Source organism: Burkholderia sp. AW33-5, from assembly GCF_053427615.1.
The window spans coordinates 1-16,011 of sequence record NZ_JBSAXA010000034.1 but is presented as its reverse complement, the minus strand read 5'-3'; the positions used below and the strand labels follow the sequence as shown (position 1 = coordinate 16,011).

12 protein-coding genes and 4 pseudogenes are annotated in these 16,011 nt (G+C 59.7%); 5 read left to right on the top strand and 11 right to left on the bottom strand.

All coding sequences use genetic code 11. From position 1 onward, the window contains the following. Positions 1-220: 220 nt before the first annotated feature. From ACV22V_RS30335 to ACV22V_RS30320, 4 genes are all read right to left on the bottom strand, one after another. Positions 221-559, bottom strand: a complete 339-nt coding sequence (locus tag ACV22V_RS30335; RefSeq protein WP_448016401.1) for an H-NS histone family protein — start codon at positions 557-559, stop codon at positions 221-223. Further along, positions 531-2,099 carry a tetratricopeptide repeat protein gene (locus tag ACV22V_RS30330; protein ID WP_448016399.1) on the bottom strand — a complete coding sequence of 523 codons (1,569 nt, stop codon included), beginning with the start codon at positions 2,097-2,099 and terminating at the stop codon, positions 531-533. The genes ACV22V_RS30335 and ACV22V_RS30330 overlap by 29 nt, the downstream gene beginning before the upstream one ends. Before the next feature lies 1 nt (position 2,100). Continuing rightward, complete coding sequence (locus ACV22V_RS30325; protein ID WP_448016398.1) at positions 2,101-2,814, bottom strand: OmpA family protein; 714 nt, start codon at positions 2,812-2,814, stop codon at positions 2,101-2,103. A gap of 71 nt (positions 2,815-2,885) precedes the next feature. Next, positions 2,886-5,432 (bottom strand): YadA-like family protein, encoded by a 2,547-nt coding sequence (locus ACV22V_RS30320; protein WP_448016397.1) that lies wholly within the window; start codon positions 5,430-5,432, stop codon positions 2,886-2,888. A gap of 314 nt (positions 5,433-5,746) precedes the next feature. Here ACV22V_RS30320 and istA point away from each other — a divergent pair. After that, positions 5,747-6,730: pseudogene (istA, locus tag ACV22V_RS30315) on the top strand (IS21 family transposase); the annotation flags it as partial. 166 nt (positions 6,731-6,896) lie between these two features. Continuing rightward, a pseudogene (locus ACV22V_RS30310) lies at positions 6,897-7,049 on the top strand (ATP-binding protein); the annotation flags it as partial. Between the two features lie 249 nt (positions 7,050-7,298). Here ACV22V_RS30310 and ACV22V_RS30305 read toward each other — a convergent pair. The 4 genes and pseudogenes from ACV22V_RS30305 to ACV22V_RS30290 form a co-directional block, all read right to left on the bottom strand. Further along, the gene (locus ACV22V_RS30305) at positions 7,299-7,997 is read right to left on the bottom strand and encodes a response regulator transcription factor (protein WP_448016396.1); all 699 of its coding nucleotides are present in this window, start codon (positions 7,995-7,997) and stop codon (positions 7,299-7,301) included. 611 nt (positions 7,998-8,608) lie between these two features. Then, the gene (locus tag ACV22V_RS30300; RefSeq protein ID WP_448016395.1) at positions 8,609-9,364 is read right to left on the bottom strand and encodes a response regulator transcription factor; all 756 of its coding nucleotides are present in this window, start codon (positions 9,362-9,364) and stop codon (positions 8,609-8,611) included. A gap of 311 nt (positions 9,365-9,675) precedes the next feature. Further along, the gene (locus ACV22V_RS30295; RefSeq protein WP_448016421.1) at positions 9,676-10,626 is read right to left on the bottom strand and encodes a LysR family transcriptional regulator; all 951 of its coding nucleotides are present in this window, start codon (positions 10,624-10,626) and stop codon (positions 9,676-9,678) included. Between the two features lie 541 nt (positions 10,627-11,167). Then, a pseudogene (locus ACV22V_RS30290) lies at positions 11,168-11,461 on the bottom strand (transposase); the annotation flags it as partial. A 389-nt stretch (positions 11,462-11,850) separates the two neighbouring features. Here ACV22V_RS30290 and ACV22V_RS30285 point away from each other — a divergent pair. Continuing rightward, positions 11,851-12,342, top strand: coding sequence for a hypothetical protein (locus tag ACV22V_RS30285; protein ID WP_448016394.1), 492 nt, complete (start codon positions 11,851-11,853; stop codon positions 12,340-12,342). 145 nt (positions 12,343-12,487) lie between these two features. After that, positions 12,488-12,957: pseudogene (locus ACV22V_RS30280) on the top strand (transposase); the annotation flags it as partial. A gap of 216 nt (positions 12,958-13,173) precedes the next feature. Here the strand turns inward: ACV22V_RS30280 and ACV22V_RS30275 are convergent. From ACV22V_RS30275 to ACV22V_RS30265, 3 genes are all read right to left on the bottom strand, one after another. Beyond that, on the bottom strand, positions 13,174-13,716 hold the full coding sequence (locus ACV22V_RS30275) for a hypothetical protein (RefSeq protein WP_448016393.1): 543 nt from the start codon (positions 13,714-13,716) through the stop codon (positions 13,174-13,176). Between the two features lie 59 nt (positions 13,717-13,775). Continuing rightward, a complete protein-coding gene (locus ACV22V_RS30270; RefSeq protein ID WP_448016392.1) occupies positions 13,776-14,513 on the bottom strand; it encodes a hypothetical protein in 738 nt (245 codons plus the stop codon). Positions 14,514-15,564: 1,051 nt separating this feature from the next. Further along, a complete protein-coding gene (locus ACV22V_RS30265) occupies positions 15,565-15,708 on the bottom strand; it encodes a hypothetical protein (protein ID WP_448016391.1) in 144 nt (47 codons plus the stop codon). 95 nt (positions 15,709-15,803) lie between these two features. Here ACV22V_RS30265 and ACV22V_RS30260 point away from each other — a divergent pair. Beyond that, positions 15,804-16,011: hypothetical protein (locus ACV22V_RS30260; RefSeq protein ID WP_448016390.1), on the top strand; the 208-nt coding region annotated here is incomplete at its 3' end.

Below are 16,011 nucleotides of genomic sequence, written 5' to 3'. Positions count from 1 at the left end.
TGAATTTGATCGCCATGCAGCCGAACACTGCATCGGCCGCCGATCAGACTGATCGTGCCAAAACGTCATTTGACGGTCTGGATGACGAATCACAAGAATGAACGCTTCCGCACTGAACCGTTTATTGAACCCGGTATGACGGCGCATGAACGCCCGTCTGCGGCACCTGAAAGCGGGAATGGCCAACCTCGGAACCTGGCTCGATTCGCGCCGGGCGCGGCTATTCGGCTTCCGGCCCGACGCCCGCTGGATCGTCCGTACTCTGATCCGCTTGATACGCGATCCGATATGCCTCGATATCCCTTCCGACCAGCCACTTCGGAACTCTCCCGCGCCCCGCCCACGTCTGTCCCGTCTGCGGATTCAAGTATTTCGCCTTCGCCCTGCGTACCGGGACCCCGCACTCGGTCCCCTTCAGATCCCCCACCTCGATTCCAAAGTGGGTCATCAGCTGTACGATCTGCACGATTGCCGCAGCCTTCGCCTTGCGGTTCAACATGTCGATCTCAGACTGAATATCGAGCAGCGTTTCACTCAACTGCGGATCCGTTTTCATCATTTGCATCCTCCAAGGTCATTCGACGCGGATGCCGCGTCAGGGCATCCGTCGCCAGATCGACGACCGACCGCCAGTCGCCTTGCGTCGTCTGGCGCAACAACTTCATCGACCTGTACCAGACGCACCGATCCCCTTCATGGCCGAACCGCCAGTCACAGTGGCGCATCAGCAGCACATAGGTGGGTTTGCCAAGTGCCGCGGACAGGTGGGCCACCGACGTGTCGACGGTCACGACCACATCGAGATTCGCAACGAGCGCCGCCGTGTCCGAGAAATCCCTCAAGGCGTGGCTGAAGTCGATCAGGTCGAGCTTCGGCGCGGCCGCGGCCTGCGCGCCCAGCTCCGCATTCTGCAGGCTTACGAACTGGACGTCCGGGCACCGCGCGAGCGGTTCGAGCAGCGGCAACGGGATGCTCTTGTGGCTGGCCCTGCGAGCGGCAAACGGCACCGATTGCGCGGGATTCGATCCCCACGTCACCCCGACCCTCAACGTTCGCGACGGTCGCGGTGCAAGCGCGCGAAGCCGCGCTCCGAACCACTCGACCTTGTCGGGACTCGCCCGCAGGTACGGACTGCCGTCGCCGAACGATGCTGCATCCGGTCGCAGCCAGCGCGCCAGACTGCCGATCGGCGACTGGTAGTCGATCGGGCCGAGATCGCCGAGCACCACGGGCGCGAGCCCGACGCGATGCGCCAGCACGACAACCGACGGAAATGCGCGCTGAAACAAGGTCACGAGCGACGGCGCACAGGCGAGCACCACCCGACGTGCCTGCCGCGCGAGCTCAGGGATCATCGACGCAAACATGATCTCGTCGCCGAGTCCTTGTTCGCCGTGCACCAGGATGGCCTTGCCGTCGAGCGCTTCCCCACGCCACTGCGGCATCGAAAAGTGATGACACGCAACGTTGAGCAGGTGGCCGATTTCGAAACGCACACCGTAGTCCTGCCAGCCTTGTGCAAACTCCCCGGTGCCCAACAGGAAATGTGCGCGCTCCCACTGCGTGAGGCGCGTGTCGCCGCCCTCCTTCATGGCGAGCTCGAAGTACCGTGCGGCCTCGGCGAAGCGCCGCAGATGCGTGTAGACCACGGCCATCCGGTGATGCATCGCCGTGTATCGATGTCCCGCCGCCTCCAGTGCCTCGAAACAGCGCGCCGCCTCGTCGAAGTGACCGTTCAGTCGCAGGTATTCGCCATGGTTCCACAAGGCGCCCGCATGATCGGGCTGCAAGCGCAAGCAGTTCCGGTAACTCAATGCGGCACGTTCGGGCGACCCTGTTTGTTCGAGCGCGACAGCAAGGTTGTAATGCAGGTTCGCGTCATCAGGCATACGCGTGCACGCCCGTTCGAGATACACGAGCCCGGCGGCATGGTCGCCGCGCATGCACGCGGCGATACCGAAGAGCTTCCACGCGCGTTCGTCTTCCGGCGCAAATGCGAGTGCCTCCGCCGCGAATAACCCGGCCTCGTCCAGACGGCCGGCATTGAGCAATTGTTCGGCGCGCAATATCCAGCTGTAAGTATCGAGAGCCGGTGTCATGTCACGCTCCGCCCGGTTCCGTTACCGTGACTTCGACACGACGATTGGGCGCCAGACAGGCGATCAATGCCTTGCGGTTGCCCTGCCGGCACTCGACGAGAGAATCGCTCGCGCCGCGCCCTTCGGTGCGGACGGCGCTCGCCGGGACCCCCGTGCCAACCAGATAGTCTCCGACCGTTTTGGCACGCGCTTCGGACAAGCGCTGGTTGTATTCGTCGCTGCCGAGGCGATCGGTATAACCGACGATCGACACCGAACTCACGTGCCGTTCCTTCAGATTTTGCGCGAGCAGCGACAGCTGTTGCCGGCCCCGCTCGGTCATCGACGCCTTGTCGGCACGATCGAACGCGAACATCGCATCGGCGTTCAGGCGGATCGGTGCGGGCGGCGCCGCTGCCGCCACGGGGGCAGGCGCCGGCTGAGCCGCAACCGGCTGCTCGGGTTCGCCGCACTGGAACACCAGTGTGCGAACATCGTCGTCGTGCCGGAGCGGCCCGACGCCCTTCAACACATACACCTTCTGATCGCCGCAGATCTCCTGCGCCTTGTCGCGGCACACACCCGCGCCTTCGAACAGGCCGTGGCATTCGACCTTGTAGGACTTCGCACCCGCGTTGTCCGAGACAACATAGGCATTGAATCGCGGCCCCGTCGCACTGGTACAGGCGCCGAGCAGAAACGCGGCCGAGACGCCGATAAAGATTGCTTTGTACATGACTTGTATCCCCTGATGTGTCGAGGTATGGCGCGTCGACGACGCGCCTCTCCCTGTCGATTGAACGTCGGTTACCACTGCATCGAGGCGCCGACGCCCGCCGTCGTCCCGCCGCTGCTCATGCCCACGCCGGCGCGGAACTTGATGTTCTCGGTAATGCGCGCCGTCGCGCCGAGCGCCACCGCCTGATACCCACGGTACGTGCCGCCGCCGACACCCACGGCGATCGTCTTGTCCTTGTCGACTTCGGGAATCATCGTGAGCGCGGTCGCGGCAGCGATGCCGCCGTATGCGTTACGCGCGAGGTTGTTGACGTCCTGCCGGATCCCGCCGAGCTGCTGGTTGAAGTTGTTATTCGACTGGTTGATCGCATCGTTCAGTTGCGACACGTTGACGCCGTCGGTTCCGTTCACTCCCTTCGCCACGTTGATGACGCGCCGCTCATTGCCCGCGGAGCCGACGGATACGACATTGTTCTGACCGCCGTCCGTCGAGCCGTTGCCGAGTGCGACACTGTTGTTACCGCTCGACTGCGCGCCGGACCCGATCGCCGTCGAATCGGTCCCGGTTGCTTTCGGCGCCACGTAATTCGTCGGGTTGCCGGTCACCCACTTGTCGCCACCTCCTGTCGACGGCGGGGCTGACTGAATCTGCTGGACGGTCTGATTGGTCTGGTTCAGCGTCTGGTTCGTCTGATCCAGGTTCTTCTGCACCTGATCGATCGAGCTGGTCAGATCGTTCTTCAGCGTATACAGCTGGCTGCCGTTGACCGCGTCCGTGCTGGTCGGGCTGATGACGCCCGGCGCAAGATTGTGGATGCCGGCCGGCGCACCGCCCGGATTAAGCGTCACGCTGGTGTAGTTGATCGAGCCGTCAGGGTTGATGTCGTAGTTCACGGCGTTGTCGTGCACCCACTTGAGCTGCCGAACGTTCACCGCGTCGGTATCCTGCGTGCCGCCCGCGACGTTCGTGATCTGGCGTTCCGCGCCGGCTGCGCCGACAGATACGGCACCAGCCGTCGAACTCACAGCCACGTTGGAGAACAGTTCCTTTGCACCGTTCAGACCGGCACGATCCGCAATCGCGCCGCTGCCGAGCGCCACGCCGCCATTCGACGACGCATTGGCCGTATCACCGAACGCCAGCGAACCCGTGCCGGAGGCCACCGACGTGTTGCCGATGGCGACCGAACCCTGGCCCGTCGCCGAGTTCTGATTGCCCAGGCCCACGGCACCCTGGCCGTTGGCCGTGTTGTTCGCGCCGAGCGCCACCGCGCCAGTGCCGGTCGCGACGTTCGGATCGCCGATCGCGACGGCGCCGTTTCCGCTCGCCGTGTTCGCGGTGCCGATCGACACCGCCTGGCCGCCGGTTGCCGTGGACGTGTTGCCGATCGCGACGGCGCTGGCCGAATTGGCGACGGTTTTCGTGCCGAGCGCGATTGCGTCGTCGGCGGTTGCCGCGGCGGCGTTGCCGATGCTGATCGTGTTGCCCGCGGTCACGTTGTTGCCCGCCGAGCTTCCGAATGCAATATTGTTGTTGCCCGACACGTTCTGTCCGGCCTGATATCCGATAGCCTGGTTATTGTTGCCGGTCACATTGCTGCCGGTACCGACCGACGTTGCGCCAGTGTCGGTGCTTCCGAATGCCAGGTTGTTCGTGCCACTGACGCTTTGGCCGGCCTTGTAGCCGCTTGCCTGGTTGCTGTTGCCCGTTACGCCATTACCGGCCTGGAAACCACTCGACTGATTGTAGCTGCCGGCTACATTGCTCCCTGCACTCTGGCCCGCCGCCTGGTTGTCGCCGCCCGTTACGCCATTACCGGCCTTGAAACCACTCGACAGGTTGAAACTGCCGGTTACATTGCTCCCTGCACTCTGACCCGCCGCCTGGTTGTCGTCGCCGGAGACACCATTCCCTGCCATAAGACCTTGCGAGAGGTTGCGCTGGCCCACGACGTTATAGCCGGCGTGATAGCCGCTCGCCTGGTTGTCCGAACCGGTCACGTTGTAGCCAGCCATGTTGCCGCTTGCCTGGTTTTCATCGCCTGTCACGTTGGTTCCTGCGAAGTCGCCGAACGCGATGTTGCGCGTACCGCTCACGGTGTTGCCGGTGCTGTTGCCGATCGCCAGATTGGCCAAGCCGCTGACATTCTGGCCGGCCGCCGAGCCGATAGCGTTATTGCTGTTACCGATCACGTTGTTGCCTGCGCTGAAACCGAACGCCAAGTTGTAGTGTCCAGTCACATTGTTGCCCGCGGAAGTGCCGACTGCATAATCGTCGCCGGGACCATTCATTGTTCCGGTCGCCGGCGCGCTTACGTTCTGCCCCGCACCAGCTCCGATGGCAATAAACTGCGTCGTCGTATTGCCGGTCGGAATCCCGCCACCAACCGATCCCCCCTTCGTGTCCGGTACCCCGGAGAACCCCGACGCCTGCCCGTAAGCGGCACCGCATGCAGCCATGCCGAGCGCGAACGCAAGCGCACTTGCATGCGCAATGGCCCGCGCCTTGCGATTCGCCTTCGAGCTGTGCCCTTTCCCGGCCCCCGTCGCGGTCTCCGACGCCACCATCCACTCGCCCCGCGACTCACTCCACCTCACCTGATATGTCTTGTTCATTTCGTCCTCACCAAGTCGATTCGAAAACATCCAATTGCAATGAGGAATTTATTTATTCTAGACAACACCAAATCTGAACTTTCCTATCCAGATTCTTTAAAAATTGACAATGGTATTTATTTAATCATCCAATAAAAATACGTATTTCGGCGAACGTGATCAGTGGTTCCGATTGATGGTGATCGGCCGTTTCGGTCGAAGGTGATCGCTGATCACCGGTTTCTGAAACGGGATGGCCGTTCCGGCTCGACGGTGGTGTTGCGCGTGTGATCAAGGACGGGCATTAGCCTTGCCTCTTTTTAGGGGACAGGTTGATGCCGGCACATCGGATGAGCATGCGCAAACTAAAGGAAGTACTGTGGCTGAAGTGGTCGTGCGGTCTGTCGCACCGCCAGATCAGCCGGGCGATCAGTATCAGCGTCGGCGCTATCTCGGCGTATGCTGCGCGAGCCAGCGCGGCGGGACTCGACTGGGACGCCGTCGAACCGCTCGCCGACGACGAGCTTGAGATCAGGCTGGACCTACCCGCGGAGACGGCAGCCCCGCCCCGCCGGGTCGAACCGGACTACACGGCGATGCACCGCGACCTGCGCCGCAAGGGCGTGACGCTGCAGCTGCTCTGGGAGGAGTGCGTCGAAGCCTACTCCGGCCAACGCACCTACCGCTATACGCAGTTCTGCCAGCGATACAAGGACTGAGCCGCGGCGCTAAAGCGCTCGATGCGCCAGCAACACCGCGCCGGCGAGAAGCTGTTCGCCGACTTCGCCGGGCAAACCGTGCCGATCCTCGGCCGCGATGGCGGTGTCACGTTCAAGGCCCACGCGTTCGTGGCCGTCCTCGGCGCCTCGAACTAAACCTATGCATGTGCAACGCGTTCCGAGGCCATGCCCGACTGGATCGGCAGCCTGATCGACGCGTTGGAATTCTACGGCGGCATTCCCGAGCTGCTCGTACCTGACAACCCCAAGGCATTGATAGCCAAGGCTGACCGGTACGAACCGGTGCTGGGCAACACGACGCAGGTCTTCGTGAACCACTAGGCGACCGCCATGTTGCCGGCGCGGCCGCGCAAGCCGCAGGACAAGGTGAAGGTCGAGGTCGGCGCACAGATCGTCGAGCGCTGGATCCTCGCACGGCTGCGCAACCATCGCTTCTACAGCGTGGCCGAGCTGAACAAGGCGATCGGCAAGCTGATCACCGATCTAAATCAACAACCGTTCAAGAAGCTCGACAGCAACCGTCGCGAATGGTTCGAGCGGCTCGATCGGCCGGCGCTGCGCCCGTTGCCGGCACGCCGCAACAGCCGATGCTCCCGATTCCGCTCACCGAATGGCATTCGCCCGACCACGAGAACGTGCGCGGGCTCGACTATCACCACTGACCCAAGGAGGTCGCGATGTTGATGCAGCAAACTCTCTCTCCGCTAATTAAGGCCCTGAAGCTCGACGCCATGGCCCGCGCGTCGATGGCGTCGGCGCGCGATCCACCATCATTACCAGCCAGTTGCCACTGGAACACTGGCATGCTTGGCTGCAAGACCCGGCGCTCGCCGACACGATCCTCGACCGGCTCGTCCATCAGGCCCACAAACTGCCGTTGAAGGGGGAATCGATGTGAAAGACCAACGCCAGCAGTCCTCCGTATCCTGATCACCTTCGCTATAATCCATTGACCGCGCAACACCACCTTCCAAACTGATCACGTTCGCCGAAACGGCTGAACATCATCACCGAAATCCGCAAATAAAAATATAAAATTCAATGTCAAACGTTTGCGCGCATCCTGTCGCCAGCCCCGATCTCTTTTCTAAAAAAATAAACACCCGAGCCCCCTTCGACAAGTCAGGGGAAATCCCGGGCTCGTAATTTATTCGGACGTGTCTCCCAGCTCGTCCAGCCGGTATCCATGCGTGTAAATCGAACGGAGCAACGCGCCATTGCATCGCGACAGATTAAGCTTCTGCCGAATTCGATAAATGTGCGTGTCCAGCGTTCGGGAACTCTCGTCTCCGACCGCACGCCCCCACACGCGACCGATCATCGTCTCGCGCGATACAACCTGGCCGACGTTCCGCGCAAGCAGCTCGACGAGCTCATACTCCTTCGGAGATAACTGAACCCGTTCGTTACCCAGATAGATTTCGCGCTCCATCGTCTCAACCCGGTATGCGCCGAACGTGAGCGTGGTCAAACTCTCCTTGATTTCGATGGTCCTGCGATGGAGCGCCTTGATTCGCGCTATCAATTCCCGCTCGCGCGGTGGCTTGACAAGGTAATCGTCAGCCCCCGCTTCCAGCGCTTCGACGAGATCCGATTCGAGAATCGCGTTCGTCAAGACCAGCACGGGCAACGCCGCATAGCGTTCGCGCACCCACGCAATCACCTCGAGCCCGTCGATATCCGGCAACCGGAGGTCGAGCACGATGACGTCCGGCATCACACGCTGGATCTCCCTGAACGCACGCGTGCCCTCCGGAATCACTTGAACGTTCCACTGGGCCCGTTGCAACATCCCTTGATAACTGCGCGCCTGGTCCTCGTCATCCTCGATCAAATAGATAATCACTGTCTGCCTCGACTGCTACCAATATGGCCGTACAAGCGCGAATAGCCGCGCCGCACACGATTCGCGCGCCGTCGAAACCGATTCGTGCAGTGGGGATCCCGTCATGCAGGATGACTCGACGGATCGCTCCGCGCGTCATTCGTCTCTTGAACACGCAACTTGATTGATGGTCGATCGACTGGCATCCGGCCGTGATGCGCCGCATTCCGCCAACGTCAGGCCGGTGATCGAACTGCCCGATCCGATGTGCATGCGTCGCGGAACGTGCCCGCAGACTCACTCATTCGGATCTCTCGCGCACTTGATTATTGAATTAAGGAACGCTTCTTGTCTCAATTTTCGACAATATTTTCAACTTGATTTCACAACAATTCTGAATATTGCATCCGGCACCATGTTCGCCGGGAAGCTTGCGCCTCGTCACCGGAATCGATGCGATTACGATCCGTCCGGCTGACATAGGCCCGGGACGAAGGTGCAAAGCAAATTGGGCTGGAATCCGGAGCGCTGCCGGCGTCGATGCAGAACCGTACCGACAGCGGAAGACCGACCGATCACGTCTCGCCGCGACACGACATACCTCAAGGGCAGCCGGCCGCCCGGCCCGTACCTCACCCGGCGGGCGGGCTGGCGAGCCGATCAGCAATGGCGCGGCGGATGCTTGCCGACCGCTCGTCGCTCACGTGCTCGAACTTGTATCCGGCGGTATAGACCGAACGCAGAATCAGCCCGGTCGACTTGTGCAGGCGCAGCTTCCGGCGAATCCGGTAGATATGCGTGTCCAGCGACCGGGACACCGCTTCGTCGAGCGCACGACCCCAGACGCGGCTCGCGATCGTTTCGCGCGAAATCACCGTACCGATCTCGCTCGCCAGCAATTCGACGATCTGATATTCGATCGGCGTCAGGCGCACCCAGTCACCTGCCACGGTCACTTCTTGCATGCGCATGTCGATCACGAGGTGACCGAGTTCCATGACGTCGCGGACCGGACGGTGACGTCGTCGAAGCAGCGATGCGATCCGGGCAACGAATTCGTCCACCGCTACGGGCTTTCGGACAAAGTCATCCGCGCCGGCGCGCAACGCGACGACCGCATCGTGCTCGAACGCAGCGGAACCCAGGACGACGACGGGAAGCTCGGGAAAGCGCACCTTGATCCACGCCAGGACCTCGAGCCCGGCGACATCGGGCAGGCGCATGTCGAGTACGACAAGGTCGGCCATGGTTTTCACCAATCTGCGCATGGCGGCGGCGCCCGATGCATGGCGCTCTACCGCGTAACCCGCCCTCACGAGCGCCTCGTCGACCGACAGCGTCCGCGGTTCGTCACTGTCGACGAACAGGATTTCCTGCATACCGTACATGGCTCAACCCTGATTTCGTGCCAGAACAGTGCAGGATCCGTATCGACTCGCGGCACCGTCTTCATTGTTTTTGTGATGGGCCATCGGTATTTCCGCTTCGTTCCACGGCGCAACCGCTGTAAATCGGCGTTCATTCAACGCACTCGATGACTCCAAGCGCATTGTCGAGGCGACCGCAGCCTCTGTAAATTGAGATATTCGACTCGATCAATTCCCGCTGTGCATGAATGCCGGGGAGGCGCTCCTTCCGACCGCCTCGAGCAAGGTTCAACCTCAATGGAAACGCCCAGGCCGAGAGTCACACGCAGGACTCAAGACGTCTCGGGCGTGACGGAAGCCTCGACGGCGAGCTGAACACCGTCGACAAAATCGATCGTGAGGAGCACGTCGAACAAGATATCCAGAAACCTTGAGGCAGCCGGCAACAGCGACACGTCGCGACGGGTAAACGCGTAGACGTCGCGCTGCAGCGTCGGCGACTCGATCAGCCGATACTGCATGCCGCGTGCGTTCGGATGTGACGCCGCAAGGGCTGAAATAACGCATGGAGCAATGCCGTCCCGCACGAGCGCAAGCTGCATGTCGAGGCTCGTGACCGTTACCTTACGCGCCATTCGCTCCCAAAGACACGGCGCATACTGCCTGAATGCGGCCGCGATGCTCGAATCGTCGGCGTCTCTCAGAATCTCCAGTTCGTTAAGATATTCAAGTGTCACTTTCGGCGGAATGTTGACGAAGCCCGAGGGGAACGCGACACCGAGCCGGGCGGTCAGAAGGCGCCTCGAATTCAGCACGCTGGCCGCCATGCCAATATATGAACCGATACCGACATCGACCTCGCCTGATTCGATCCGCCGGATCACGCCGCCGCTGGTATCGTCGATCAGATTGACATGGATGCCCGGCTCTCTTGCGTGGAGTTCGCGAATCACTTTCGGCATCACCGTGGAACCGAACGCAAGCCCGGTCGCAATATGCACCGTCCCGCTGCATCCGCGAATCTGCTCTCTGACCCCCTTCAACGCAAGCTCCAGATCGTTGAGAATCCGCACCGCATCGACGAAAAACGATGCGCCGTACGACGTAAGCGCGAGCCGGCGCGTATTCCGCTCGAATACCTCGACACCTAGCGTCGCTTCGAATTCGCGGATCGTCTTGGTCAACGTGGATTGCGTGAGGCACAGTTCGGTGGCCGCAGCGGTAAAACTTCCCTGCCTTGCCACCGCCACGAAAGCGCGCAAGTGACGAAGTGAAACGTTCAATGGGTACTCTCCGCGGCCGGCGTCGCCCGGCGTGGTTGCCAGCGCGGCCGGATCGCCGGTTGGGTTCGCGCTGTGTCGATCGGGCGCGGGCAATCCCGACCCCGAGTTGCGTCGGTCACGTTGAACAGGTCTCGGGTCGAATCGCTCGCTTGCATCGGCACGAAAACGCACGAGGCTTACCCGGCAGTGAAACGATCTTGGTACGCGGCACCTGGCGGAAGCCACTCTGCCGACCATGTCATCCCACCCCGAAACTCTATACTATTGCGACGCCTGCTGCTGCGAAAACCCATTGAAACCCTCGTCAGGGAATGCTCGACGTAGAAAGACCGACCACAAAGTGATATTTATTGCACTCCCAGGGGCCGGATGGCACTCAGATGTTGAACGAGCAAACTAGCCGACCGGATCTTACGAGATTTGGTCCCTTACGATTGTATAATCTGCCTAAACGAGGCTCCAGTGGACCTCTGATTCACTTCGGCATACCTATTTTTGCGCTTGCCCTCATTGCGACGACCGTCGCCTCAATTAAGAGTCGCTAACACAAGTCATCCACGAATCTAGAGCAGATGACGGCGGCAGCCAGAGCGAGCAAAGCGGCATGAATATCGAGGCGGCGCTCGAAGCGAATCCGGAGCTCGCCGAAACCAGCAAACCAGGCATGTGTGCGCTCGACGACCCAACGATGACGCCCGAGCCGCTCACTGCTTTCGATACCACGGCGGGCAATACGGGCCTTGATGCCGCGCTGTCTCAGATAGCGCCGGCAACGAGCGAAGTCACACCCCTTGTCGGCGTGCAGTTTGCTCGGCCGCTTGCGTGGCTGCCCATTCTGCTTTTTCATCGAAGCTCCCCTCCTTGAGGCCTTCTACTACGGCAATCGACGCAGATTTTCCTTCTGAACCGTTCGCTATCGCAGACCTTTCTTCGCCTGACATACAAAGCACACGCAGCGGAGGTGACATTCTTGAGGCGCGTGTTTAAACGTCTCCTGTACTTGAATTTAGATCGCCTTTCTCTGCCATTGCCATGATTCGCTTCCCAACACAGGTTGCAGATTCAGCCTCCACTGGAATTCCCAAATCGAGTTCCCGGTCGGTTAGTCCGGAGAGGTCACCTGCTAGGTCCACGCCGGCTGTCGGCCCGTTGTCCGGGCTCACCTCGCGTGCGACAAAACTGAACGCTGAAACTCCTTCTAACATCCGACGAGGAGCCGTCGGTATGGGACAGGCGTTGCTTGTCCCTGCGGGAAAAACACTAGGCATCCTCACCACAAATGGTTGTGGGCCATGCATCGGCGTAGCAGTTGCTTATGAGTCTCCTGACGCAAGCAAGGCCTTGCTTGCGCATCTCCCTCCTGAAACTAATGTAACTGACTTCTCCAAGAATATTCGTGCAGCGTTCGACGATGATTTCAACGCAAAAATGACTGTGCATATGACGACGGTCAAGTCGTCAGATCCCAACGAAGCATATCGTCAACACCGAATGATTTCGGAGTTAAGCAATACGCTTAAAAGCGAATATGATTTCTTGGATTTGGACGACCAAGATTTTCTCGTTTCCGAAGAGTCTCCCACACTGTCAATTTCCACAGATACCCTCAAAGTGTCACATGGCCCGGGTTCCGCGACCTTTGCGAAAGCTGATCTGGACTACATGCAGAACCACATGCAACAAGATGCGACGAGCGTGCGGTACTTCAAAGGTTAAATTCAAACTGACGGCCCAATTTCGCGCGTTTGCGGTGCAGCACCTACCGATTCCACAGGCGCGGGGCGAATACCTGCTTTCGCATTGCGGATTCAATCCGTCGATGCAACACACTTGAGGCTGCATAGCAGCAAGGAGTGTTGCAATGAAACAGAGACGGCGGATCTACTATACAGACGCTCAGAAAGCGTTAATGTGGGAGCGCTGGCGCAAGGGCGGGTCGCTGCAGCAGATCGCCCAGTTGTTTGATCGGAACCACTCGTCGGTACAACGGATTCTGGCTGAAACGGGCGACATACAGTCGAAGCAACGGCATCGTTCAAGATTGGCACTGACCTTGGCCGAGCGGGAGGAGATTTCACGCTCGGCGGTTGCCGGTGATTCGATTCGCGCGATTGCGATTCGGCTCGCACGTGCTCCGTCCACCATTAGCCGCGAGCTCGAGCGGAACGGCGGTATGCAGAGTTATCGGGCGAACCAGGCTGACGAACTTGCGTGGGAGCGAGCCCGTCGCCCCAAGTCTGCAAGCTCGTCAGGAACCGGGAGCTCGCCCAGGTCGTGGCAAGCAAGCTCAGGCTGCAGTGTTCACCTGAGCAGATCGCCGGTTGGCTTAAAGTAACCGCCGTCAAAAAAGTGAAGCGATGACCGAGAATCGCATAGGTTTAATGACCAAAAAGCAGCTTCGTGTATTTCTTATAAACGGCTCCGCTACGTTTTCCGCCTTCACCAAATAGTCTGATTTTAAAAGAAACCCTCAATTCTGCCTTTTCTTGGCGAAAGAAAAAGATGGTTCGCCGTACACCCCCTCCGAAATCGCGAGGGTCTGCAACTTCAATTACAGGGCCCGCGCTCATTTTTGATTCCCAGTTTCCCTTGATGTTCTGTTTTTATCGAGTGCATTGAATATACAACGCCATTGCCAAATTTCATGACCGATGCGAGTGCGCTCTTCAATTCTTCACTGATGCACTGGCGTCCGCCCAAAATTTTAATGGCTTGATCCTGTGTCATTCCAAAGACCACAATTTTTTCGTTTCTTAGGTCACATTTGTATAGTTCAGCCTCCGGTGACAGACTTATCGGGGAGTATCCAACTCTCTGGAACCATTCTTCGATTGCAGCATGCGCCTCCTGAGCGTTCATTTGAACAGACAGCGAGTCTGCCGACCCACTGTATCCTGATGTCATCCGTACCGCGTAGCAATGGCAATTGAGTTCATCATTTGCTTGACCCAACATCTGAAAATTGCTTAACCGGGACAACTCATCCGGATAACTTCGGATGTAATCGGCAAAATTATTATAATCCGCCGCCGTAGAGACGACTGCCAATTCTGAATTTGAAAGATCAGATATTCTATTAGATGACGTCAAGCCTGTCTGCTTAGGTAGCACATTGAATCGCTCATCCGGAAAGGTGAGAAAAGACGCGGTTACTCGCCCCCGGGTTGGGAAGGGTATTGAGTAGTTGGAATTTCGCCGATTCTAACTTTTTTCATTGAAAAGGCATCCAGCCCGTACCCCAAGAGGAAGTCCGACCAATCTCGAACGATCTCACCGACGCCCTGCTCGTCGCGTGAGTTTAGGTCGCCCAGGTACAGCGACAGCGAAGTCGCGTTCGAGGCCTTATCGACCTGTGCCGCACGAATGGCGAACGCGAACTGCTTTCCGTCCAGCAGCGAAAGAATTGCAGCGCCGCTTCGCTCCTTTGGGAATGCGTCCACCGAAATCGGCAGATAGTGCTCCCGTAGTAGACCGGATTGGGTCTCAGGTTCAAAAATATCGCGCCGATAAGCGGCATCCTGTTCGGCCGTCCCGACAGCTCCAGCGCAAAACACAAGGTGGAGCGCGTCGCCTTTGTGCAGGCGGCTCACCAAGGCGGCTTCACGCTCCGCTTGCCCTGCACCGCGTTTTGAGTCGCCGTGTGTCCGGAACGGAGTCGGACGATCAGGAGTTACGATGACTTCCACACCCCGAAGTGTCTCTTCCATGGCCCATTGCACGCCGCCAACTGCCTGCTTGCGCTCGAAATCGCTATCCGGCACCTGAACTCGTCCTTTTACGCGGAGGTCCGCGAGCAGCCGCTTCGCCGCCGCTTTCATCTCCAGAGGCAGATGGCTTGCTCCGTCAATCCGCGCTGCTGACTCTCGAGCGATGCCCTCGATGATCATTGAGCTCCCGTAGGAGGGTTGCGAAAGGGCATGCTTCGGCACCGGCGATTTCGCGTTCCACGCGAGAGTTGATAAGTCCTTCGCGACGCTCTGGCACTGATCCGGATCCGCCGCTACTAGGGAGACAGCCGTCGCGCCGTGCGGGGACAGGGTGCCACGAATCGTCGCTGCCCTGTTCGCGGATGCCGGACATGATGGCAGGAACGACGGCCGCAGATCAGGCTGCGCTGCCTCGGACGGAGGTTGCACGTCGTGTTGGCTTCCGCGTGGCGATCGGATGCGTGGCGCGAGGCCGTCCAGCACACTCCCCTCCTGCCTTACTGCGGCCGTCTGGTGAGGTGAGTCCGTGTCCACGGGGGCCGAAGGCGCGGCAGTAGGCCCGGTCTGTGCGGGTTCCTCAGCGGAGCCAGGTTGAGTGTTGTTCAGAAGCGAGCGAATCGGAAGCATCTGGAGCAGGGCTTTGTTTGGATGATTGAGAGTTACCGTGTTGCAGGCGCAACTATTCATTTTTGACGCAAACGCACCTGCCGAATGCGTTCCACTGGTTCACGAGATCTGCGCCTCGACCAGCGAACGCAGGCCGTAGCCGTACTTGTTGCGACACGCATGGAGGTCCGATTCCTTGATGTAGCCCACGAGGTCATCATGTCAGGTGGTATGCGTCTTGTGTCAGCGGGCGGCGTTAAAGAGCCAATTCAGGGGCGGCGTGAAGGCAGCAGAAACGGGGTAAAGCGCAGATTCGAACGGGCTCAAGAATGCGGTTTTTTGCCCGATTTGGCAACTGCATTTTCACCGACCGTAAGAGCGTCGGCCTAATTCTGATCGGGATGCCGGGACCTATCCGTCAGCGCGTGAATACGCTGTTTTTTTCATTGACGAGTGAGGACTGCGCGTTAAGCAATTCGAGCATGATGCCCACACCGATCTAGTATCGACGCTGTGCCGCTTCGAATGAATGCTGGGCCAGTACGAGCAAGTTCGCGCTGTTACCCAGGTTCTTCGTCGCGCCTTGTAGCAACTGGAAGCTGTTCCACACGTCCAATCCAACCTGTTACCAAGCTTCGGATAGCAAATCGATCTGCAGCTCGGTCTGTGCGTCGGACTGGCGCACTTGATAGGTTCTCGCGAAGCCCTCGAAAATCGGGATCGTCACCTGAAAGCCGAGATACCACTCGCGGTGCGTGGTGGAAAACACGGGAAAGCACGGCCGTTTGGTGGGATTCGTCGGCCTCGGCGCCCACGAGGCAGCGGGTTGTTATGTGCGTCTGGACCTGTTCAACAACGACGAGCATGCAGGCTCTGTTGCGGCGCCTCGCCGGACAGAAACTCGACGCAGCCACCAAAGCTGTACGCGCCGAAGGCTGGGGCTGGACTGAAACGCTCATCGAGCGCGACGTGCTGGAACTCACCCGTTACGGCAGGCTGCGCCCGGTCCAGCGCCCCGACACCGACGAGGAGCAACGGGAACTCGACGCACTCGCCGCACCGCAGACGCGAA

Coding starts and splice junctions, on each gene's coding strand:
- ACV22V_RS30335 (WP_448016401.1), bottom strand. CDS start 559: ATGATGAAAACGGATCCGCAGTTGAGTGAAACGCTGCTCGATATTCAG.
- ACV22V_RS30330 (WP_448016399.1), bottom strand. CDS start 2,099: ATGACACCGGCTCTCGATACTTACAGCTGGATATTGCGCGCCGAACAA.
- ACV22V_RS30325 (WP_448016398.1), bottom strand. CDS start 2,814: ATGTACAAAGCAATCTTTATCGGCGTCTCGGCCGCGTTTCTGCTCGGC.
- ACV22V_RS30320 (WP_448016397.1), bottom strand. CDS start 5,432: ATGAACAAGACATATCAGGTGAGGTGGAGTGAGTCGCGGGGCGAGTGG.
- ACV22V_RS30300 (WP_448016395.1), bottom strand. CDS start 9,364: ATGTACGGTATGCAGGAAATCCTGTTCGTCGACAGTGACGAACCGCGG.
- ACV22V_RS30285 (WP_448016394.1), top strand. CDS start 11,851: ATGGGACAGGCGTTGCTTGTCCCTGCGGGAAAAACACTAGGCATCCTC.
- ACV22V_RS30270 (WP_448016392.1), bottom strand. CDS start 14,513: ATGATCATCGAGGGCATCGCTCGAGAGTCAGCAGCGCGGATTGACGGA.